Genomic DNA, 20,752 nt, shown 5'->3' on the forward strand with positions numbered 1-20,752 from the left:
TCTACAACCCCACCCCATGATACCTAGGGAGATCACAATGAGAATATTCTTACTGGCGATAACGTTGCTGCTTACCCCCCTGGTGGCAGTCGCAGCCCCAGCTTCAATTGGCGAAGAAGCGCTGGCCACTCTGCAAGATAAGAAAATCCTTCTGGCGGGCGCCACGGGAAACAATGGCAAACATATCCTCAAGCGTCTCGGGGATTTGGGTTTAGATGTGCGTGCTATGAGCCGCAATATCGAGGACGCCGCCGAAGAGTTTGGCAGCCAGTACGATTGGGTTGAGGCTGATGTCACGCAGCCCGAAACGCTCGCTAAAGCCGTTGAAGGTGTGGATATTGTTATTTCTGCTGTGGCGACAGCGTGGCCCATTGGCAGCAACCGCTCTGAGAAAGTTGATTATGAAGGCACGATCAATCTATCCAAGGCGGCGAAGGCGGCAGGCGCAACACGATTTGTCATCATCACGTCGTCGTCTTCCGGCACTAAAGATCATTTCCTAAACACCATCGGTGGCGATGTCTTGATTTGGAAAGGCAAAGCTGAAGAGGTGCTGGTTGACTCTGGACTAGAGTACGTTGTGGTTGGGCCAGCTGGCATTGATGACAGCCCGGGCGGAACGAAGGCCATAAAGCTGATTCCCCGCAGCGAATACGTTGCCGGTATGTCGATCGGTCGCGAAGATTTAGCGGCGGTCACCATCGCAGCAGCGGGCCGCGCCGATGCAAACACCCGTGTCTTTACAGCAACCAATGCTGAAGGTCCGGCATCAGAGGATTGGCTCGACCTATTCGCAACCGCACCAACAGAGTTAAATCTGCCTGATGACTGATCTTAAAATATGAGTCAGCGGCGCGCGGATTCCACAGCACAGCCTGACGCTCTAGCCTCACGCGCCGCAGCTCTTGTCTTGCTCGGTGGTGCTGTGCGCGAGGGCAAGTCTGTCGATAAACGGTTTCAGAAAATCGCTGGTAAGTTAGAGCCGCGTGATCGGGCTTTTGTACGTCATTTGGTTGCCACCACTTTGCGCCGTCTTGGTCAAATTGATGATGTTCTGAAGAACTTTACGACGCGCCCGCCGCCGCCGCAGGTTGAGGATATTCTGAGATTGGGCGTGGCCCAGATGCTGTTTTTGGAAACCGCTTCGCACGCCGCTGTCGATACCTCGGTCAATATGGTCAAGCGGGTGCGGCAACCGCGTCTTACCGGATTGGTCAATGCTGTCCTGCGCAAAGTGGCGGCCAATGGCCAAACGATTATCGCTGAACAAAACTGGCCTCGCTTAAACACACCGGGGTGGCTCTGGGATGGCTGGACTAAGGCGTACAGTGAAACAACGGCGCATCGCCTTGGCGAGGCGCATTTGTTAGAAGCTCCGCTTGATCTGACACTTAAGGATCCCGCGTCGGCGAAAGACTGGCCACAACAACTTGAGGCTGACTGCCTTCCTACGGGGTCACTGCGGCGCACCACCCCGGGGATGGTCCAAGACCTTCCAGGCTTTCAAGACGGAGCCTGGTGGGTTCAAGATGCGGCTGCGGCGTTGCCCGCACGTGTGCTGCTTCAAATGGTCGGCTCACAGGATCAGCTTTCTGTTGCTGATTTATGTTCAGCGCCGGGCGGGAAGACGCTGCAACTCGCTGCCGCAGGATGTGCGGTGACCTCGGTGGATTCTTCAGAACCGCGTCTTGCACGTGTCAGAGAGAATCTTGATCGCATGGGACTGAAAGCGAACGTTGTTAAAGCAGATGTCTTGCAATGGAAGCCACCAGAGTTGTTTCCGGCAATTCTGCTCGACGCTCCCTGTTCCGCGACCGGTACACTGCGGCGCCATCCTGATCTCGGTTATCTAAAAAAACGCAAAGATGTGGTCGCCTATCCACAAATTCAAAGATCACTGCTCGCACGGGCGGCTTCTTTCTTAGCCCCCGGCGGCACCTTGGTCTATGCGGTTTGCTCCCTTGAACCAGAAGAAGGACCAGGGGTTGTTGAAGCGGTTTTGGAAAACACAGGTTTGTCCCGTGTGCCTATAGACCCTGTGCAACTCGGCATAGACCCGACATGGCTTGATAGAGCCGGGGCCGTGCGCACTATGCCCTATTATTGGTCTGATCGCGGCGGCCTTGATGGCTTCTATATCGCAGCCCTAAAAAAGCAGGCTTAGAGCGTTTTGAGATAGCGCTGTTTTAAAGTACGTCTTGCATCGCGCTTGAGGCCAAGGCCATCGCTTAAGTAGCCGTCTATCGAACCGCTTATTTTTTTCATTTCATCAAAAGCGGCTTCAATTTTGACTGGCTGAACAGAAAACAACAGATGAATGTCTGCTTGCGAACAGGCGGGTTCTGTTGCGAAGGCGTTTTTGTGAGCATCCCAGTATTTGTCTACATAGAACTGAGTCTGAGCGGTGGCCCCGTGCCCTCGCTTTGACATCAGGTAGTCATGCTTCACATCGTTAAAGGGCACATCAAGTGCGGTAAGCAGCAAGGCTGACGCAATCCCCGTTCGGTCTTTGCCAGCAGCGCAATGCAACAAAACTCCGGAATACTTTTGCTCTAAAATTGCGGTGAACATTCCGGCAAACTGTGCGGACTGGTCACGCACAAATTCCCGATATCCGTTGGCCTGATCGATCAGCGCTGTTTCAAGGTCAATCTCACCTTGCAGCAGGCGGGCAACCGTGTTGTCGATGCCGGGGGTTGCAACAGGCCAGATCGGCAGCGACTTCAGTGAGGGAGTGTGACCATCTGCATACTGATGAAGGTGTTTTTGACGTTCTGCATCGGTGCGGAAGTCACACACGAGCGAGATGTTGAGTGCCGCAATTTTGGATTTTGACTCTGCTTCGGCATGGGCAAGATGACCAGACCGAAACAGGCGACCCGTTTTTACGATCCCGCCATCTGTTGTGTTGTATCCTCCCAGGTCGCGAAAATTGATGGTTCCCGGAAGCCGGTGATGGGGGTCAAACTCAACGCGCGGTTTATCAGGGCTCACGGTCCAGCGTTTCCCAATCAGCGCGGGTCAGGGCATAGATATGCAAAACCATATCGTCAAAATGCCAGATTTCACGGAAGGTTTCTCCCAAGCGCTCTGCAACCCCTTGGGACCGCAGGTTGAGGGGGCTGATGATGGAAATTAACTCGTCCCAACCCAGTTCACTGAAGGCGAAGTCTCGGGCTGCAGACGCGCCTTCCGTGGCATAACCTTTACCCCAGTATGGCCGGGCGAGTGCGTATCCCAGTTCTTGACCAGGCCAGCTTTCCGGATAGTACAAGCCCAATCTTCCCACAAAGTCACCGGATGCTTTTTCCTCAACCGCCCACTGTCCGAACCCGCGCAATTGCCAATGCCCCAGTTGCATGGCCATGGAGCGCCAGGCTTCCAGCCGGTTCATGGGTTTGCCACCTAAACTGATGAACTGGCTGACATCTTCATCCGCAACCATCTCTGTATAAGCGTCTGTGTCTATTGAGTCGAAGGCGCGCAGGATCAAGCGTTCCGTCTCGAGCACAGGAATGTTGGTTGCAGAAAACATACTCAAGAGTCCTTAATGGCGCGCACGAACAGGTAGTCGCCCTTGGTGGATCGGTTCAATAAGAATATCGCATAAAGAACATGACAAATGGTTTTGCGGATGAGGCCAAAGCGTCCCATTGTGCCCTTGTTGTCCATCCTGTCGAGAAGGTCACGATAAAGTGGCGAATAGAACGGCCAGCCCCAAGCCACAACACGTTCAACGCTTAGGCCGGCAGCCTGAATTTTATCTTCCAGCTCACCCAGCTTGTAATTGCGGACATGCCCCACTTGCCGCTCAAAATCGCGCATCCGGCCTTGCAGGGTTGAAATGATCAGTCGCCCCCCTGGGGCCGTCATTGCGGCCATGTTCTCAATCGCAGAAACATCATCAGCGATATGTTCAACAACGTCAGCAGAAACCACCAGATCAAATGTTTCGGGCAGCGCCTCCTGCGATACATCGCAAACTTTGAAGGTTCCGGAGGGTACGACTTTACGGGCGAGGGCCGCAGCATGGTCCGAAACCTCAACCCCAAACCCTTCAGCGGTTGGGTGCTGTGTCATCAGTGTTTTAAGCAGCGAGCCTTCGCCGCAGCCCACGTCGAGTATTTTACTTGGGCTTAGGTCGCGCGCGAGCGATTTAAAAATACGGCGACTGTGTCGGGCCATGGGACCATACAAACGGGTGTCGTCCCATCCGGCCGCCCACAGATCATCGTATTCATCGGCGTTGAGCGGGGTCTCCGATGTTTGTGGTGCCATCTCTCTTACTCTGTCTCTGGTGATGGAGACGTTAAGGCGGCGGCCTGGCATAACAGGTTGAGGTAGGCATCAGCGGCGTGGTCCCAGCTGTAATGAGCTTCCACTCTTTTGCGAGCGGCCTGACCCAGCGTGAACGCTTTGTCTCTGTCTGAGATTAAGGCGTGTAAGGCGTCACTTAACGCCTTCGCGTTTTCGGGCGGCACCAGGAGCCCGCAGTCTCCATCAATCACAACTTCATCCAATCCAGCCACCTTGCTGCCGACAATTGGTAGTCCTGCGGACATGGCTTCGAGCATGGCGTTCGGCATACCTTCATCGCGTGACGGTAAAACAAAAACATCCGCCTGCTCGTAAACCTCAGGCAATTGGGTGCGCCCCAGCCAGCCGCGAAAGGTAATCCGATTCGCCAAACCCAATGTCTGGCTTGTAAATGCAAGCTCTTCTTTCAGGGGGCCTTCCCCGGCAATTGTGAGCGTCCAGTCGTCCTCTTTGAGGGCGGCCAAGGACTTAAGCAGAACATCTAAGCCTTTTTGATGAACCAACCGGCCGACAAAGAGCAACCGTAGAGGCCCTTCCAGCGTTGGCACCGGGGACGGTGCCATGGCGTTCAAATCTGCCCCGGCGGGAATCATCTCGACCTCAACATCCGGCGCATGACGTTGGGCCAGCGCCGCAAGCCCCGTGGAGTTGGCAACCACAGCATAAGCCCGGCGCCAGACTTCCGTGATCACGGGTCCGGCGATGCGATGATACGTTGCCATTTCATCGCCCATAAAACCGGGAACGTCGCCCCCTTGCAACGATACAACATAGGGCAGGCCCATGTGTTTTTTTAGCCACCAGCCGACAGGCCCCGTGGGCATACCGAAAAATATGAGGGCTGCATCAGCTTTGTTCTGTCGGGCGAGGCCGGGCGCTGTCAAAAGCGCATGGGCGAGAAACACCAACATCTCAGGAACTGAGCATCTATCTTGATGCCGCCGCGCCGCCCAAATGCGGTAAACCTGGACGCCGTTGTCATTCTCACGGCGTGGCAATTGGCCTTGTGCGGCGGTCAGCACCGTCACCTTCGCGCCGCGTTTAACGAGCGTCCGCCCGATCTGCTGTGTGGCATTGCCGCCACCCCCGCCAACCGGGGGGTACTCGTAATTTATCAGCAAAAAATGTGGAGGTCGTGACGCAGACATGGTTTCTCTCGGATAAGATCGTCAACGCGGCAGGCGTTGTCGCCGTTGGGGTAGCAGACTATACCCAGAGGTCTCAAGCGCTAAGGTTTACTCTGTATGTGGTCCAATAAATCATTTGTCTTTGCAGTGAAGGTCTTTGTCAGTGGTGCGCTGTTGACCGTGGTGCTGCGTCGTATTGACTTAAGTGCAGTTGGCGAGGCGTTGTCCCGGCTTTCCTTAGAAACCATTATCATCGCTGCCGCGCTCTACCTTCTCGCTCATGGGTTGAATGGCTTCAAACTCCAAATGGTGATGCCAGGCCGCCCGTTATCTGACCTGTTACGCTACACCTTTGTCGCCTTGTATTATGGCACAGTTTTGCCCAGTCAGCTTTTAGGAGATGCAATCAAAGCCTACCGGTTGGTCCGTCCCGAAGATGATGGTGCAACGGTTGTGGCGGCTGTCGTGGTCGATAAAATAACAGGGCTTGCGGCCTTGGTTCTCATCACCGGGCTTGCCTTGTTGCTTGACCCAAGAGGATTTCCAGATCTATTTCCGGCCTTGTCGTTTGCACTTTTGGCTGGATTGATTGTTGCGCTTCTGTTGCCGCTTGTAATTCCGAGTATGCCCAGTCTGCTCGATAATGCGTTTGGACGATTTCTGAAAGCCTGGCACGCCTCAGCGCAAGATTGGGGTCAATTGGTCGCTTCCTTTCTGACCGGTATCGCCTTTCAAGTGCTTGCGGTGATCGTGGTGGCGTATATCGGGGCCGGAATGGGCATCTCTCTGTCTTTCCCGGCTTGGGTCTCGGTCGTTGGGCTGGTGTCTCTTGTTCTTCTTTTGCCTATCACGGTGGCGGGGCTTGGCCTCCGTGAGGGCGGGCTGGTGATTTTGCTGGGTTTTGTCGATGTCCCACCCGCGGAGGCGGTGGCCCTCTCCTTTGCGCTCCTGGGCTACACAATTTTTGGCGCTGTGGTTGGGGCTTTGGCGGATTTTAAGGGTCGAAAAGGATAAATTAAAAAGCGTCTTAATCTTCTTGCAATTGATAATGATTATTAATATATCAGTGGTCTAATCACACACGAGGGTGAAGTGTTCGTCTGCCTTTGCAACGCCATTAGTGACACGGATCTGCGACAGGCTGCCAAAAACGGGGCCAAAGACGTGGATTCGGCTTACCGTTGTTTTGGCGCAGAAATCAAATGCGGACGGTGCCGCGAGACGGCAGAGCAGATTTTATCTGAAGAGTCTCATGATCTTGCAATCGACCAAAAGCCAGAGATCATACCCTATTGGCAGAGCTCAGCAGTTCAAGCGGCTGAATAAGCAAGGCTGATCTTGGTTAATATGCGTTCTCTGGACTTAATGAACTTAGAGGTTATTCCCCAACAGATTCACTCTGAAGTTGGATGTAGTTTTCCATCCCGGTCCTCTCAATGAGAGCAAACTGCGTTTCTATGAATTCAACGTGTTCTTCTTCATCATCCAGAATTTTCTGAAACAATTCACGACTCACGAAATCTCGGCAGGATTCACAGTGGGCAATGGCGTCTTTCAGGTCGGGCAGAGCTTCCAGCTCTAATTTTAGGTCGCAGTCCAGAATTTCTTTAACGGATTGACCGATGTAGAGTTTTCCGAGGTCTTGAAGATTGGGCAGACCTTCGAGGAAGAGAATCCTCTTAATCAGCTCATCAGCATGGTTCATCTCTTCAATCGATTCGCCATATTCGAACTTTCCAAGCTTATTTACGCCCCAATCGATCAACATTCTGGAATGCAGGAAATATTGATTAATGGCCGTCAGTTCATTGCGAAGAACGGCGTTTAAGTGAGCAATGACTTGGGTGTCGCCTTTCATGGGGGACCTTTCGTTAGAGTAATATTATTGACCTTAAGTAATGATTTTGCGTCTTCAGGCAAGAAAAACCGGGCCGTCGTGGTCGTTTTGCCTTACAAAACCCTCATACATATAAATCTAAGGAGAGAGTCTGTGGGCGTTCATAAGTTCAAAGTTGGTCAACGGGTAAGATTTGATGCGCCGGCCCTTCGATTGGCGACCCGTGTGGCGGACCCGGAAGCCCCAAAAGAAAATTATGAGATTATGCAGCTTCTTCCGCCCGCCGGATCAGAACTGCAATATCGCATCAGAGGCGGTGCCGTTGGCCTTCACCGTGTGGTCACCGAGAATGAGATCGATCTGGTGGCACAGGAAGCCTGAGTTTAGAGCCTCAGCTCTTTTAAAGCTTACGTACGGTCAGAATCAGAGGCGTCCAGCCCTGCAGCGCAATCATTATGGCAGCGGCTAGGCGGTTGAGCTTCAGTGTTGCTGCAAGTTTGACCAAACGCCCGACTTTGCCCAGGGCCATCCACTGTCCAATGTCTACGTCCGACATCCGCTCGCGAAACACATCTTCTCCCAGCCCTAACATTTCTATGGGTGTTGTTTGGGATATCTCATTCAGGTGCCGGCGTGCCCAGACCGGGTTTACTTCCGTGCGTATGGTTGCGGCAAAGGCAGGGTCTTTGCGGTAAACGGTTTTTATCCACCAGCAGAAAAAGCGGTTGGAGAAAATAGGCGGATGAAATGCTGCATAGTGTCCGTCAAAGTAGGACAAGTAATTCGGACAGACGATTTGAACAACACCGCCATGCTTCACCACGCGGACCGCTTCGCGCAGCACTTGGGCAGGGTCTGCCGTATGTTCTAAGACGTTTGAGGAATACACGATATCAAAGTGATTGTCTTCAAACGGCAAATATTCTCCGGTGGCGCCGATGATTTTAGAAGGGTCTAAACCGTTGGCGGTAATGAGCTCTCTCGCTATCTCGGCTGAGTCTCCAAAGCCTTCGCCCTCAGGCTCAACGGCTGTTCCATCAATGCCATAGTGTTTTGACCAGACAATATGGGTCACGCCACACCCGGCTCCAATTTCCAAAACCGTTTTGCCGTTCAGGCTCACCGCCCGTTGCAAAATTTCTGCAGCTTCAAGGGCTCTGCCCGGGTTTAAGGTGTCTGCTGCAAACTGTGGGGGGCTGAGACCTTGCAGCGGCTCGAAGTAAAGCCCTTGGCTTTGTTGAACCCGTTCAAAGGCTTGAGCCGTAATCAAACAGTCTGACGTCGATAGGCTTTGTGGTGTTGGGGTTTCGCTGCTCATGATGATCGGGTGCGATGTTGAGACACAGCCATCCAGCACCACAGTGCGGCACGGTCATCACGCTGCCCGTTCTTGTGACTTTGCCATCTTTGATTCAACCAGTCTGTGTTGGTATGAGGGATCGTTTTTTCAGGTGGCTCCATCTGGGTCAGCCATCGTGCCAGCGGAATGCCGAATCCCTTTTTCTTACGGTACAAAATATCTGAAGGCAGCCGGTCTTTTAAAGCCTGTTTTAGAATCCACTTGGTCGTGCGGCCCTTGAGTTTAACGTCAGCTGGCAAACGCTGGGCAAAGTCTGCAACGCCGTTGGCCAGAAAAGGACTGCGTACTTCTAATCCAACTGCCATGCTGGCGCGGTCTGTTTTGGTGAGGATTCCATCGGGCAGATAAAATCGTGTGTAAAAATCTAGAGTTTTATCGACCACACTATCGCTTGGGCAGGCATCCCAGGCTGCGATGGCCTCGCTGTACAAGTCTTCTGCGGACACCGGCTCTTGAAACAGATCACTGAGTTCATCGGGTGTTAATGCTCCAAGCCATCTCGGATTCCATTGACTTGGTGGATGCTTCAAACCCCGCAGGCCGCGCTTGAGAATAAAATCAAAACTCATGTTGGCCTCGGATCGTGGCAGCCAGCCTGCGAGATGCTTTATCGCGTCATGAACAGGGCGCGGGACGTAGCGATTGTAGAGTGCAGCCCGTGATAAAACCCTGAACGGATCATACCCCGCAAACAATTCATCGCCGCCATCTCCTGATAGGGCGACGGTGACATGCTTACGGGCAAAATCGCACAACAGCCGTGTTGGAAAAATGGAGGGATCACCCTGCGGTTCGTCTAGGGCCGATAAAATACCTGGCAGATGACTCTGTGCCGCATCCAGGTCACAAATTTCAACATGATGTGTACTGCCAACGCGCAAAGCCATCTCTTCGGCCCACGGCGATTCATCAAAACTTGTTTCGCGAAAACCAATCGCAAAAGTGTTCAAAGTGTCAGGTGAGCGGTTTTCGGCTGCACAGGCTAGAACGGCGCTGGAATCAATGCCGCCGGACAGAAACAAACCGAGGGGCACGTCTGATTCTAAGCGGGAGTTGACAGCTTCACTGAGAAGCGTGCTGAGTTCCTCCGCCCAGTCTTTCGCAGAGCCATCCGGCGTGGCTTTGTCACCAAGACTAAAACGCCAGTAGCAGCGCTTCTCTGTCGTCAGTGATATCGCATCTATACTTACAAAGTGTCCGGGTTCTAATTTTGAGATGCCGTCGTAAAGGGTATAGGGAGCAGGGAAAAATCCGTAGGCGAAAAACTTTTGCAGCGCCGTCTTCGAGACGCTGTTGTTGCTAAAGACCGGATGCTCCAGAACTGTTGTCAGTTCAGATCCAAAGGCGATCGTATCTGGCTTGATTGCATAATACAGCGGCTTTTCACCAAAGCGATCTCTTGCCAAGGTTACGGTGCTTCCGGTCCGGTCATAGATCGCCATGGCAAACTGACCATCTAAGCGCAGAAATAGATCTGGACCCCAGGCTTTCCACCCCTGGACCAGAACTTCAGTGTCCGAATGGTCTGACGTAAAATAATGCCCACCCGCTTCCAGCTCTTTTCGCAAGTGCCGGTGGTTAAAAATCTCGCCATTAAAGACGACCGCCACAGTTCCTTCTGCATCCCACATGGGTTGGGAACCACCGATAGGGTCTAAGACGATGAGGCGCCGGTGGCCTAAAAAAACGGGGGCGTGATGATCGCGATAGTATCCCTCACCATCCGGTCCGCGATGAACCAGTGTTGCGGTCATCGCACGCAGAATATCCTCGTCGCCGCTGCCGACGAATCCCGCTAACCCGCACATGGTAAAAATAAAACGGGTAAAGATAACACAAGCGATGCTGGCATCATGGGTCGAGGACCATGTTGAGACTTTTTCGAACCGTGTACTGCCGCTTGCCTTGCGATTCGTAGTAAACGCGCACCATCACTTCGGCGAGGAGTCCCATCAGGATGCACATCACGCCGGTGATGAAGCCGAGCGTAAACAAAAGCGGCAAGGGCGTTGCAACAAACGGTGTGGCATCGAACCACTTTAGATACAGCGCCCAAAGTCCAGCGAACAAAGAAACACCAAAAAATCCAAACCCGACTGCGCCAAAAATGTAAATCGGCTTGGCATCGTATTGGGTCAGGAACTTGACCACCAAGAGGTCTAGTAAAACTTTAAAAATACGGCTTAAGCCGTATTTTGAGTCTCCGCGCTCCCGGGCGCGATGGTTAACGGGCACCTCTGCGATTTTAGCCCCTTGCCAATAGGCATAAATCGGTACGAAGCGGTGCATCTCGCCATACAATCTGAAATCTTCCAAAACGTCCCGGCGATAGGCTTTTAAGGTGCAGCCATAATCTTTGAGGTGCACGCCGGATACCCAGGAGATGATCGCGTTGGCCACCCGTGAGGGCAAAACCCGGGTCCAAAAGGCGTCGTGTCTGTTTTTACGCCACCCAGACACCACCCCATATCCCTCATCAAGTTTCGCCAACAGCTTTCCAATATCAGCCGGGTCATTCTGAAGGTCGCCATCCATGGGTACGATAACGGCCCCCTTGGCATGGTCAATTCCCGCCATCATGGCGGGGGTTTGACCGACATTGCGCTTAAAGCTGAGGACTTTGAAATGCGCATTGCCGGTCGCAATTTCCATGAGCTTGTCGGCGGTGCCATCCGTTGACCCATCGTCGACAAAAATCACTTCATAAGGCCGGTCAAGATTGTCCAAGGCAGGCGTCAGCGCTTCACACAGAGGTGCAACGTTGTCTTCTTCATTGAACAGCGGAATGATGACAGATATGAGATTGGACATAAAAATTGATAGAGTCCTGATGTAAATGCCTGAGTTCGATCAAAATACTATTCGTCTTCTATTGATGGATGCCAATGAACCATTGGGCATTGTCAAAGAATTTCTGCACTATAGACAGGCAAAGACGGAGCTACAAACCGTCAGTTCACAAGAACCTATAAAGCTTGATTCATGGTTGGTTTTGTCGTGTCCCTTTCAAGACTTCAGCCGCTCGTTGTCACTGCCAAATGACAATTGTGATCTTTCCGGTCTGCCCGACACAATATTAAATGCATTGAGGGATAGAAAATGTCATCTGATAATTGATGGATCAAAAGAAGGCTGGGAATTTGAACCTGTTTATGCAGTGCGTTTCCATGAGATGCTAGCGCAGTTTGGCGTATCACCTAAAGTTGCTACTTTCCTCTCACAAAATAGAAAATTCGCAAGCGACTACATTAATTGGTCCACGCAACACAAAATTGAAGAAAAAATTCAAGTCTTATGTGCGCAGTATTGGATACCTCAAGTTACCCGTGAAGCAGTGCATTATGCTGAGCGTTTTGTGGATGAGCGATGCCCTATTCGAGAAAAAAAGTACGTTTGTTTGAACAGTCGGCCACGCTTGCATAGAATTTTATTACTGTCTTCATTGGTCCAGGCGGGAGTGTTAAGGGACGGATACGTATCTTTTGGCGGCTTCACTCAGAACGGCAATTTACAGGGAAAGCCGTTCACTATTAGGTTTGATACTGATGTTTTGCAAAATATGTATCCAGCGCTTTCTGATGAAATTAAATACTTAAATACTGTTGCTCCGCTTATTGTTGATATCCAACATGACAATCAGCGTGCGCTGACTGACGGGTTCGCGCTGTCTTTGTATAATCGCAGTTATTTCACCATAGTGTCTGAAAGTGATTTTACGAACGGCTCTATCGACCGTGTGACGGAAAAAATTCTCAAACCAATATTGGGGAAACACCCGTTTGTTGTTGTAGGAAATCCATATTCACTTGAGCGTTTAAGAGACATGGGATTTAAGACTTTTGCGCCCCATTTAGACGAATCTTATGATCAGATTTTAGATCCTGCACTGCGTTTTAAATCAGTTATGACAGAAATTGCTAGACTGACTTCTTTATCGCATCAGCAACTCGAGTCTCTGTGTAATGATCTTAGCGATGTAACACGATATAATTATAATCATCTCACAAAGAGATTTATTGATTGTTGGAACCGAAATGTAATTTTTAATCTAATTAAGAATGTAGAAGTCCAAGTTAGTGCAGCTCGTGCGGCAATCCCGCAAAAGGATCATATTGCCGGGAATTCTGAAATTTCATAGATCACACTTTGCGGTCATGTTGGTCAGAACGCCGCCGCCCTCATTGTCGACAATATGTTGCGCGAAGCCCTGAAAGCTCGCCAGGAGTTCCAGGTTCAGGTGGAACTGGCCACTGTCTGGTGTGCCACCGAAAAACTCCACCAGGTCGCTCACATACACATAAGCGGTTGTGTTTGGCGCAATTTCGCTGCTCAGCGTGAAGTTCCCCAAGGATGAGCCGTCACGCGCATCTGTTACCGTAAACGTTGGTGCCGCCGCCGTGCTGCCAGCGTTGTAAACCTGAACATAGCTCGGATACCCCGCAATAAGAGATGTGTGCACATTGCCGATATCGCGCACGGAATCGGCCAAGCCATTGCCGCACCCGGATAGATTGGTCAATGACGCGCCTGATGGGTTCCACAGCACGTGTTGCACATAGCCAACAAAAGTGGCGCTGACATGCAAAGAATAGCTTTGTGTGTTGCCCTCTAAAGGTGTGATCTGTGGTGTGGCATTGTTTTCAATAGTTTCCATACTCACTTGCAGGGAGGCACCGCCCGGAATATTCCGCGTGTAGGTGCCAGCAACATCGCCAGTCAGATCATCCACCACATCTACAGTGACTGTGCCCGCCGTCACGTTGGTGTTGTAAAACCGGATGTTGCTTTGCGCTTTGGTGCGCGTACTTGCAAAAACGCCAGAGACAACCCGGCCCGACACCGTAGCGCTGCTGGAACTGCCCCCGTCCAAGGCCGTGCGCGCGGCAGCGACATCAATAAGCGGTGTCGTCCATGTCCACGTCGACAGGCTTTTGAGGGTGCCCGTGTTTTTTAAGGCGGTCTCAATCTCATCAGCTGTTGCTGTGGGCTTGGCTGACTTTAATAGGGCGATAGCCCCAGCGGCATGCGGGGTCGCCATCGAGGTTCCGGTAAATGACGAATACGTATTGTTTGGCGTCGCCGAGACAATTGCCACGCCGGGGGCCAACACATCAACCATTGGCGCTTGGTTTACAGAAGCGTCTGGTGCACTGACAATCACCGAGCTCACAGTCAGTGCTGTGGAAATGCAGCCCGGATTTTCAACGGAACCAACAGCTTCTGCGTTCCCGGCCGCGATAGCAGTTAAAATGCCAAGGCTGCGCAGGGTATCAATTGCTGTTTTGTGCACATTGCTGTCACACGCCGTATCAGTTAGCTCTGCGCCCAAACTCATATTGGCGGCGGCAATAGCTATGGTGCCTGACAGATCAATAAGATGATTCAGGGCAGCTACCGTCGCAGAGTCATAAGACAATTCGCAGGAATCCTCGCCGTCACAGGCATCCGTGTCATTCACCGTCGTGAACACCTGGATCGGTATGAGATTGGCGTTATACGCGACGCCGCGCCGCCTGACGGACCCAGTTTGATCATTGCCGGCGGCGATGCCAGCTACATGCGTGCCATGTTCGCAAACGGTTGTGCCAATTGGGCATAGGCGGGCTGAGCCAAAACCGATCTGACTGTTCAAGCCATTGGCACAGAGGGACTCATCAGCGCTGTCAAAGGTGTCGGAAAAACACGCTTCCGCGACAATCTTGCCGGCGAACATGTCATGGTTGGCGTCAATACCATCGTCCAGAATGGCAATGGCTTGCCCGCTGCCTGTAATACCCTGGGCCCACAGTTGATCGGCGTTGATATAAGTAACCGATGTGTCCAAAGAGGGTGTTGCGGCCAATCCTGGCCCATCTGCGGCAACAGAAGCGGCGACAACATTGCGTTGGGCGCGCTCCGTCGCGATTTGCTCGGATGTTGCTAAGCTGTTTGTCGTTCTTAAAGCCGCCGCGTCTTCATCAGACACATAGATTTTTGACGCAATGTCGCGGTTCACTTTGCGGGCGCGGTTCAGGGTAATACTTTCAATGCCCGGTTCGCGCAGCAATCGCTCCAATCCGGTTTCGTCTACGGTCGTTACGAAGAAGGGCAAATTGCTGTAGGTGCGCTGCATGGCGATGCCGCGCGCCGCCAGACTGCCTTGCAGGTCATTTCTAGCCGTCGCAATGGACTCGCGAACGCGGTCCAGCCGGTCACGCGGGGTGACCACCCGGCCTGGCTCACCAGATCTGCCGGATAGCACTGTTGCACCAATGGCTGGTGTCTCTTCTATCACCATGGTGACCAGCACGGTTGCCTCGCCACGTGCGGCGATTCGCGCTCTAATCTCAGAAAGGGGTTCTTGTGCAAAGCCCAGAATGGGCAAAAAACAGGCAAAAAACCCTAGAATTGCGGCTGTTTGACGGGGGACCATAGTTTATCCTTTTATTGGTCGTCATTTCTCCAGCCTACCCAAGTCCCAGTTTACTACGATTCCAACGTTTACAACGCCTTAAAAGATGCAGATTAGTTTTGATAAAACTGAGGCAAGATTAGGAATAAATATGAAACGGCTCTTACTTCTGACCTGCCTAGTCTTCGCGCCGTCTTCTGTCCATGCCGCCTGCACCGCCGATGACGTCTCCTCTGAGGGAGTCACCGGTTTTCAAGAGGTCGTCATCAGTGTTAGCGATCTCGATGTCGCCAATGAAACCTGGCAATCCGTAGGTGGGTTCGAAGTGCTGTGTGATGGTCCAGTTTCTCCGGGCCACGCTGCGTTCTGGGGTCTGCAACCAGAGACACCCATACACGAAGTGGTCTTGCGTAAAGGCCCCGGCAATCGTGGCTTTGTCCGCCTGGTTAAAATCTATGGCGTGCCACAGGTGCAAATTCGTTCGTCCAGCATGCCGTGGGATCATGGCGGCTACTTTGATTTATATGTCTACGTCAGCGATGTTGATAAAGTGTTTGATCAACTCCGGGCCCGCGGCTGGCAAGGGTATACAGACCCAGTCCATTACACCCTGCAGGCGTTTGATATTACAGAGTCCATCATGCGTGGCCCGGATGGTGAAGCTTTGGTGCTGATGCAGCGTAACGCCCCACCGTATGACAAAGCCGCCGCCGGGTCAGAAAGCGGTATGAGCTGGCCCTTTAACACAGCGCTCATAGTGTCTGATTATGACGCCAACGAAAAATTCTTCATCGATGTGCTGGGTTGGAAAACCCGTCTCAGCGCGACATCTACCACCCCTCCGCCGGGATACAATCCAGCGGGGATCCCGCTCAATCTTGCCAGCACGCTACCCCTGCGTTTTGCGGCTTTTGCCAATAGCGATACGGATCGCAATGGATCGTTGCAGATTTTAAAGATGGAGGGCCTCACTGGGTATGACTTCAGTGATCGTGCGGATCCGCCGAATCTTGGAATGCTGACCACACGGATTCCCGTTTCAGATATTGAGGCATTGGCGCAGCGGATTTTAAAGCAGGGATACCCGATTCATGTCCCGATCACGGCGCTCACCTTGCCCCCCTATGGCCCTGTGAAGATGATGGCGGTCAAAGCCCCCAATGGCGCACGCCTTGAGTTTTTTGAGCAATTGTAATCGGCTAACAGGCTGTATAGTGCGCCGCGCATTTTACTTTTCGCGTTTGTGCGTCTGTTGAAAGATTGCCTGTGTTGAAAGAATGAGTGTGCTATCCGACACCTGATTTGTGCTCTTTTTCGCCAGTAAGGATTCTCATGCGTCATATCATTTTTGCATTCATTCTTTTATTTGCTGCACAGCCTGCCGTGGCTGAAAATGGTGTGCGGTGGGCGGCACAGGGCGATGCCATTACGCTTGATCCGCATGCGCAGAACGAAGGTATGACGCTGGCCACCGCGCAGCAGGTTTATGAGCCCCTGGTCAATCGTGCGGAAACCATGGCTCTCACGTCGGCGCTGGCTCTGTCCTGGCGTTTGATGGAAGATCCCACCGTTTGGGAATTTAAACTCCGACCGGGCGTGATGTTCCACGAGGGCCAGCCTTTCACGGCCGATGATGTGGTGTTCACCTTTGAGCGCGCGTTGAAACCTACATCCGATATGAAAGATATTATCGGCACCGTACGTGAAGCGGTGGCGATTGATCCGTACACGGTTCACATCAAGACCGATGGCCCCAATCCGATTTTGCCACAACAAATCACCGACATTTTCATTATGTCGCGCAGTTGGGCCGAGGCAAACCAAGTGACGGAACCTCAAGACACAGCCTCCGGCCAGGAAACCTATGCCGTGCGTCACGCCAATGGCACGGGACCATTCATACTGGAGCTCCGTGAACCGGATGTGCGCACGGTGTTGGTGCGAAATCCAAACTGGTGGGGTTTGTCCGAACCCGACCCCCACAACATTGACCGCATCATTTTTACCCCGATCTCAAACGCCGCCACGCGCGTTGCGGCGCTGTTGTCTGGCGAGCTTGATTTTGTGCTTGATACGCCGGTGCAAGATCTTGCCCGCATGCGCCGCACGCCTGGTTTGTCTGTGCAGTCGATTGCTGAAGTCCGTGCCATTTTTATGGGCCTGGATACGGGCCGTGATGAACTCAGGTCGTCTGACGTAAAAGGCAAAAACCCCTTTGCCGATATCCGCGTCCGCCAAGCCATGAACATGGCCATAGACCGTGAGGCCATTGTCCAACGCATTATGCGCGGCATGGCGGAACCGGCCGGTATGCTGCTCTCGCCCGGAATCGGCGGGTATACGGCTGAGATCGATGCGCTTCCGCCTTTAGACCCAGACCGTGCCCGCGCTTTGTTGGCCGAGGCCGGATATGCCGATGGGTTTTCCGTTACGCTCGATTGCACCAATGACCGGTACATGAATGACGAAGCCATTTGTCAGGCGGTGGTGGGGATGCTGGCGCGCATCGGTGTGCGTGTGCGCTTAGATGCCAAGTCCAAGACGCTGCATTTTCCCAAAATCCAGAATAACGAGACAGACTTTTATCTGCTTGGGTGGGGCTCCGGCACCATGGACAGTCACTACCATCTAGATTTTCTCGCCATGCCAGACCGGGTTTGGAATCGCACGGGGCTGAACGACCCCGAGCTGTTTGCCATGATTAATGCCATCGCCACCGAAACCGATTTGCCCAAACGCGATGCCATGATCGATGAAGCCTGGCTGCGGCTGAAAGCGGATGAAGTTTACATTCCACTGCATCATCAGGGCTTGGCTTGGGCCATGAAGAACCGTCTCAGTTTGCCCATCCAGCCCGACAATCAACCGCAGTTCCGGCTGGCCCGGGTCGCGCCTTAAGCGCTTGAGGCCAAATCCGGACATTTTCCGTGGCTTGACTTGAAACGCGGGCATGCCACAAACGGTTCATGACAGCCTTTCTCTTTCGACGTGCCGGTCAAGCTGCGCTGGTGATGATTTTGGTCGCCGCCTCGGCTTTTATTCTGTTCAACTACGTTGGCGATCCGGTCAACAATCTGGTTGGCCAGGAAGCCTCTTTTGAAGATCGTCAGGCGTTGCGTGATCGCCTGGGCTTGAATGATCCTGCCCCGGTGCAGTTTGTAAGATTCGTCGGCAATGCGCTCACCGGAGAATTTGGCATCTCCTATCGCATGCAGCGACCGGTGTCCGATCTCATCGCCGAGCGTTTGCCGGCGACGGTCGAGCTTGTTCTGGCCTCAGCGTTATTTTCTCTCCTGCTAGGGATTCCCCTTGGTGTGTACACCGCTATTCATCGGGAGGGGATCATCAGCCGTTTGGTGTTGTCTGTGTCTTTGGTTGGGGTGTCCTTGCCCACTTTTGTCATTGGCATTGGGCTGATTTATTTGTTCTCGGTATCCTTGGGGTGGTTGCCGTCTTTTGGCCGTGGCGAGACCACGATGATTGGCGGCTGGTCGACGGGGGTGCTGACCATCGGGGGTCTTAAGGCGCTGATTTTGCCCGCGGTCACGCTTGGCTTGTTTCAGATGACGTTTATCCAACGTCTGGTGCGGGCCGAGATGATTGAGGTGCTCGGCACAGACTACATTCGCACCGCCCGGGCCATGGGGATTCCCAGCGCGCGCATTCATTATGTCTATGCGTTCAAGAACACGCTGCTCCCGGTCATCACGGTTATTGGCCTGAAACTGGGTGAGCTGATTGCGTTTTCCATTGTCACCGAAACCGTCTTCCAGTGGCCGGGCCTAGGTTTGTTGTTCATTCAAGCGGTTGCCTTTGCCGATATTCCCATCATGGCCGCGTATCTAATTATGGTGGCGTTGGTGTTTGTGGTGATCAACCTTGCCGTCGATGTCTTGTATGCGGCCATCGACCCGCGCTTGCGCAGTCGCGCGGATGACGCGTCATGACGGAAACCACATCTCAAAATAGTCCAGCGCCAACAGATGCTGTTTGGTTTAGCTTTTGGCGCAGTCCGGTCGCGCTCGCAACGTCCGGTCTGTTGATCACGTTTGTCATCGCAGCGGTCTGCGCGCCTCTCTTGGCCCCACAAAACCCGTTCGACCCCATCAATCTGAATTTGATGAACGCCTTCCTCCCTCCCGCGTGGACAGCGTCCGGCGACCCTTCGTTTTTACTAGGCACGGATGATCAGGGCCGCGATTTGTTCTCTGCCATTTTGTACGGCAGTCGCATCTCGCTGACTGTGGGTCTGGCGGCTGTCGCTTTTGCGGCCACGCTTGGCGTGACGGTGGGTTTGATCGCGGGGTATGCCGGGGGGTGGGTTGAAACGTTGCTCATGCGCTTGGCAGATGTGCAGCTCACTATTCCCGCGTTGCTGATTGCGTTGATGGTTGATGGCTTATCCCGGGCGCTGCTCTCGCCTGAACGCCATGATGAAATCGCGTTATATGTTCTGATTTTCGCCATCGGCATTGCGGACTGGCCGCAATATGCCCGTGTCGTGCGCTCTGCGACTCTGGTGCAAAAGCAATCGGGCTATGTTACCCAAGCCAAATTAATTGGCGCCTCAAGCCCGGCCATTGTGTTTGGTCATGTGTTGCCCAACGTCATGACGTCTGTGCTTGTCCTTGCGACTCTTGGTCTGGCTCTGGCGATCATCGCTGAAGCCACGCTTAGTTTTCTGGGTGTTGGCATGCCGCCCACCACGCCGTCTCTTGGGACGCTCATTCGCATCGGCAATGACTTTTTGTTTTCCGGCGAATGGTGGATTACGCTGTTTCCCTCGTTGACACTGGTGGTGCTGGCCTTGTCTGTTAACTTACTTGGCGACTGGTTGCGCGATGCCCTCAATCCGCGGTTAAGATAAATTATGCGTGTAGCTCCTCTTTCAGATGTTTGTGGTGCCGAAGTTACGGACCTTAATTGTGGTGGCGATCTCGACGACACTGACTTCAATGCCATTCAGCAGGCGTTTCTAGGTCACTCGGTTTTGGTCTTTCGCGATCAAAACCTGACACCAGAGCAGCACATCGCATTTTCTAAGCGTTGGGGCGATCTCAAAGGCCACATTCTCACCCAGTACCTCTTGCCCGGGTATCCGACGGTGTTGGTCGTTTCCAACAAGAAGGATGCCGAAGGCCAACCCGTCGGCATCGAAGATGCGGGGCGCTACTGGCATACGGATGTCAGCTATGATGACACGCCGCCGATGGGGTCTTTGCTGTATGGGTTAGAAGTTCCGCCCGAAGGGGGCGACACATTGTTCGCCAGTCAGTACCTAGCCTATGAGAATATTCCGGAGACTCTCAAAACGCAGATAGCGCCTTTGAAGGCGCGGCATCGTTTTAATTATGTTCAAATTCAATCCACGGAAGGCAGCACGCGCAAACCGTTAACAGAGGAACAAAAAGCGCAGTTAACGGGCGCCGTCCATCCTGTTGTGCGGACTCACCCAGAGACAGGCCGCAAAGCGCTTTACGTTAATCCCGGCTTTACAGAAGCCGTGATGAATGTCGCGGAACGGGAAAGTCAGACCCTGCTCGATACTTTGTTTGGTTATGCCACGGATAACGCAGTGGTCTACCGGCATAAATGGAAACCGCATGATCTTGTGCTGTGGGATAATCGGTGTGTCATGCACCACGCGACCCCCTACCCAGAGGGCACAACGCGCCATATGCATCGCACCACGGTTGCTGGAACGATCCCCGTTTAATTAG

Annotated in this window: 19 protein-coding genes; 10 read left to right on the plus strand and 9 right to left on the minus strand. The window is 52.9% G+C overall.

Annotated elements, in window-relative coordinates:
* The first annotated feature begins 37 nt into the window (after positions 1–37).
* A complete protein-coding gene (locus RIC29_04090) occupies positions 38–832 on the plus strand; it encodes an SDR family oxidoreductase (GenBank protein ID MEQ8734080.1) in 795 nt (264 codons plus the stop codon).
* Positions 833–841: 9 nt separating this feature from the next.
* On the plus strand, positions 842–2,164 hold the full coding sequence (locus RIC29_04095) for an RsmB/NOP family class I SAM-dependent RNA methyltransferase (GenBank protein ID MEQ8734081.1): 1,323 nt from the start codon (positions 842–844) through the stop codon (positions 2,162–2,164).
* Here the strand turns inward: RIC29_04095 and RIC29_04100 are convergent.
* From RIC29_04100 to RIC29_04115, 4 genes are read right to left on the minus strand one after another with little or no spacing between them, the layout of a single operon-like run.
* Positions 2,161–2,994, minus strand: coding sequence for a tyrosine-protein phosphatase (locus RIC29_04100; GenBank protein MEQ8734082.1), 834 nt, complete (start codon positions 2,992–2,994; stop codon positions 2,161–2,163). The two genes, RIC29_04095 and RIC29_04100, sit on opposite strands and share 4 nt — an antisense overlap.
* The gene (locus tag RIC29_04105) at positions 2,984–3,535 is read right to left on the minus strand and encodes a GNAT family N-acetyltransferase (protein ID MEQ8734083.1); all 552 of its coding nucleotides are present in this window, start codon (positions 3,533–3,535) and stop codon (positions 2,984–2,986) included. The genes RIC29_04100 and RIC29_04105 overlap by 11 nt, the downstream gene beginning before the upstream one ends.
* 2 nt (positions 3,536–3,537) lie before the next feature.
* Positions 3,538–4,278 carry a class I SAM-dependent methyltransferase gene (locus tag RIC29_04110; GenBank protein MEQ8734084.1) on the minus strand — a complete coding sequence of 247 codons (741 nt, stop codon included), beginning with the start codon at positions 4,276–4,278 and terminating at the stop codon, positions 3,538–3,540.
* Between the two features lie 5 nt (positions 4,279–4,283).
* On the minus strand, positions 4,284–5,465 hold the full coding sequence (locus RIC29_04115) for a glycosyltransferase family 4 protein (GenBank protein MEQ8734085.1): 1,182 nt from the start codon (positions 5,463–5,465) through the stop codon (positions 4,284–4,286).
* A gap of 96 nt (positions 5,466–5,561) precedes the next feature.
* On the opposite strand from RIC29_04115, the gene RIC29_04120 reads away from it, so the two are divergent.
* Complete coding sequence (locus RIC29_04120) at positions 5,562–6,458, plus strand: lysylphosphatidylglycerol synthase transmembrane domain-containing protein (protein MEQ8734086.1); 897 nt, start codon at positions 5,562–5,564, stop codon at positions 6,456–6,458.
* 364 nt (positions 6,459–6,822) lie between these two features.
* Here the strand turns inward: RIC29_04120 and bfr are convergent, their stop codons facing one another.
* The gene (gene bfr, locus RIC29_04125; GenBank protein ID MEQ8734087.1) at positions 6,823–7,302 is read right to left on the minus strand and encodes a bacterioferritin; all 480 of its coding nucleotides are present in this window, start codon (positions 7,300–7,302) and stop codon (positions 6,823–6,825) included.
* Positions 7,303–7,434: 132 nt separating this feature from the next.
* On the opposite strand from bfr, the gene RIC29_04130 reads away from it, so the two are divergent.
* Positions 7,435–7,662, plus strand: coding sequence for a hypothetical protein (locus tag RIC29_04130; protein ID MEQ8734088.1), 228 nt, complete (start codon positions 7,435–7,437; stop codon positions 7,660–7,662).
* 19 nt (positions 7,663–7,681) lie between these two features.
* Here the strand turns inward: RIC29_04130 and RIC29_04135 are convergent, their stop codons facing one another.
* From RIC29_04135 to RIC29_04145, 3 genes are read right to left on the minus strand one after another with little or no spacing between them, the layout of a single operon-like run.
* Positions 7,682–8,599, minus strand: a complete 918-nt coding sequence (locus RIC29_04135) for a class I SAM-dependent methyltransferase (GenBank protein ID MEQ8734089.1) — start codon at positions 8,597–8,599, stop codon at positions 7,682–7,684.
* Positions 8,596–10,449 carry an asparagine synthase (glutamine-hydrolyzing) gene (gene asnB, locus RIC29_04140; protein ID MEQ8734090.1) on the minus strand — a complete coding sequence of 618 codons (1,854 nt, stop codon included), beginning with the start codon at positions 10,447–10,449 and terminating at the stop codon, positions 8,596–8,598. The genes RIC29_04135 and asnB overlap by 4 nt, the downstream gene beginning before the upstream one ends.
* 43 nt (positions 10,450–10,492) lie before the next feature.
* Positions 10,493–11,452 (minus strand): glycosyltransferase family 2 protein, encoded by a 960-nt coding sequence (locus tag RIC29_04145; GenBank protein MEQ8734091.1) that lies wholly within the window; start codon positions 11,450–11,452, stop codon positions 10,493–10,495.
* Between the two features lie 25 nt (positions 11,453–11,477).
* Between RIC29_04145 and RIC29_04150 the strand changes: the two genes are divergently transcribed.
* Positions 11,478–12,779, plus strand: a complete 1,302-nt coding sequence (locus RIC29_04150) for a hypothetical protein (protein MEQ8734092.1) — start codon at positions 11,478–11,480, stop codon at positions 12,777–12,779.
* On the opposite strand, the gene RIC29_04155 is transcribed toward RIC29_04150, so the two are convergent.
* The gene (locus tag RIC29_04155; protein MEQ8734093.1) at positions 12,774–15,053 is read right to left on the minus strand and encodes a S8 family serine peptidase; all 2,280 of its coding nucleotides are present in this window, start codon (positions 15,051–15,053) and stop codon (positions 12,774–12,776) included. The two genes, RIC29_04150 and RIC29_04155, sit on opposite strands and share 6 nt — an antisense overlap.
* 130 nt (positions 15,054–15,183) lie before the next feature.
* On the opposite strand from RIC29_04155, the gene RIC29_04160 reads away from it, so the two are divergent.
* The 5 genes from RIC29_04160 to RIC29_04180 all read left to right on the plus strand — a co-directional run bounded on the left by RIC29_04160 (position 15,184) and on the right by RIC29_04180 (position 20,748).
* On the plus strand, positions 15,184–16,227 hold the full coding sequence (locus RIC29_04160; protein MEQ8734094.1) for a hypothetical protein: 1,044 nt from the start codon (positions 15,184–15,186) through the stop codon (positions 16,225–16,227).
* 137 nt (positions 16,228–16,364) lie between these two features.
* Positions 16,365–17,930 (plus strand): ABC transporter substrate-binding protein, encoded by a 1,566-nt coding sequence (locus RIC29_04165; GenBank protein ID MEQ8734095.1) that lies wholly within the window; start codon positions 16,365–16,367, stop codon positions 17,928–17,930.
* Between the two features lie 68 nt (positions 17,931–17,998).
* Positions 17,999–18,979 (plus strand): ABC transporter permease, encoded by a 981-nt coding sequence (locus tag RIC29_04170; protein MEQ8734096.1) that lies wholly within the window; start codon positions 17,999–18,001, stop codon positions 18,977–18,979.
* Entirely contained in the window at positions 18,976–19,899 is a 924-nt protein-coding gene (locus tag RIC29_04175; GenBank protein MEQ8734097.1) for an ABC transporter permease, read from the plus strand. Before RIC29_04170 ends, RIC29_04175 begins: the two co-directional genes overlap by 4 nt.
* A 3-nt stretch (positions 19,900–19,902) precedes the next feature.
* Positions 19,903–20,748 (plus strand): TauD/TfdA family dioxygenase, encoded by an 846-nt coding sequence (locus tag RIC29_04180; GenBank protein MEQ8734098.1) that lies wholly within the window; start codon positions 19,903–19,905, stop codon positions 20,746–20,748.
* The last annotated feature ends 4 nt before the right edge of the window (positions 20,749–20,752 follow it).

This window comes from Rhodospirillaceae bacterium (genome assembly GCA_040219235.1).
In the GTDB taxonomy this organism is placed as follows: domain Bacteria; phylum Pseudomonadota; class Alphaproteobacteria; order Rhodospirillales; family Rhodospirillaceae; genus WLXB01.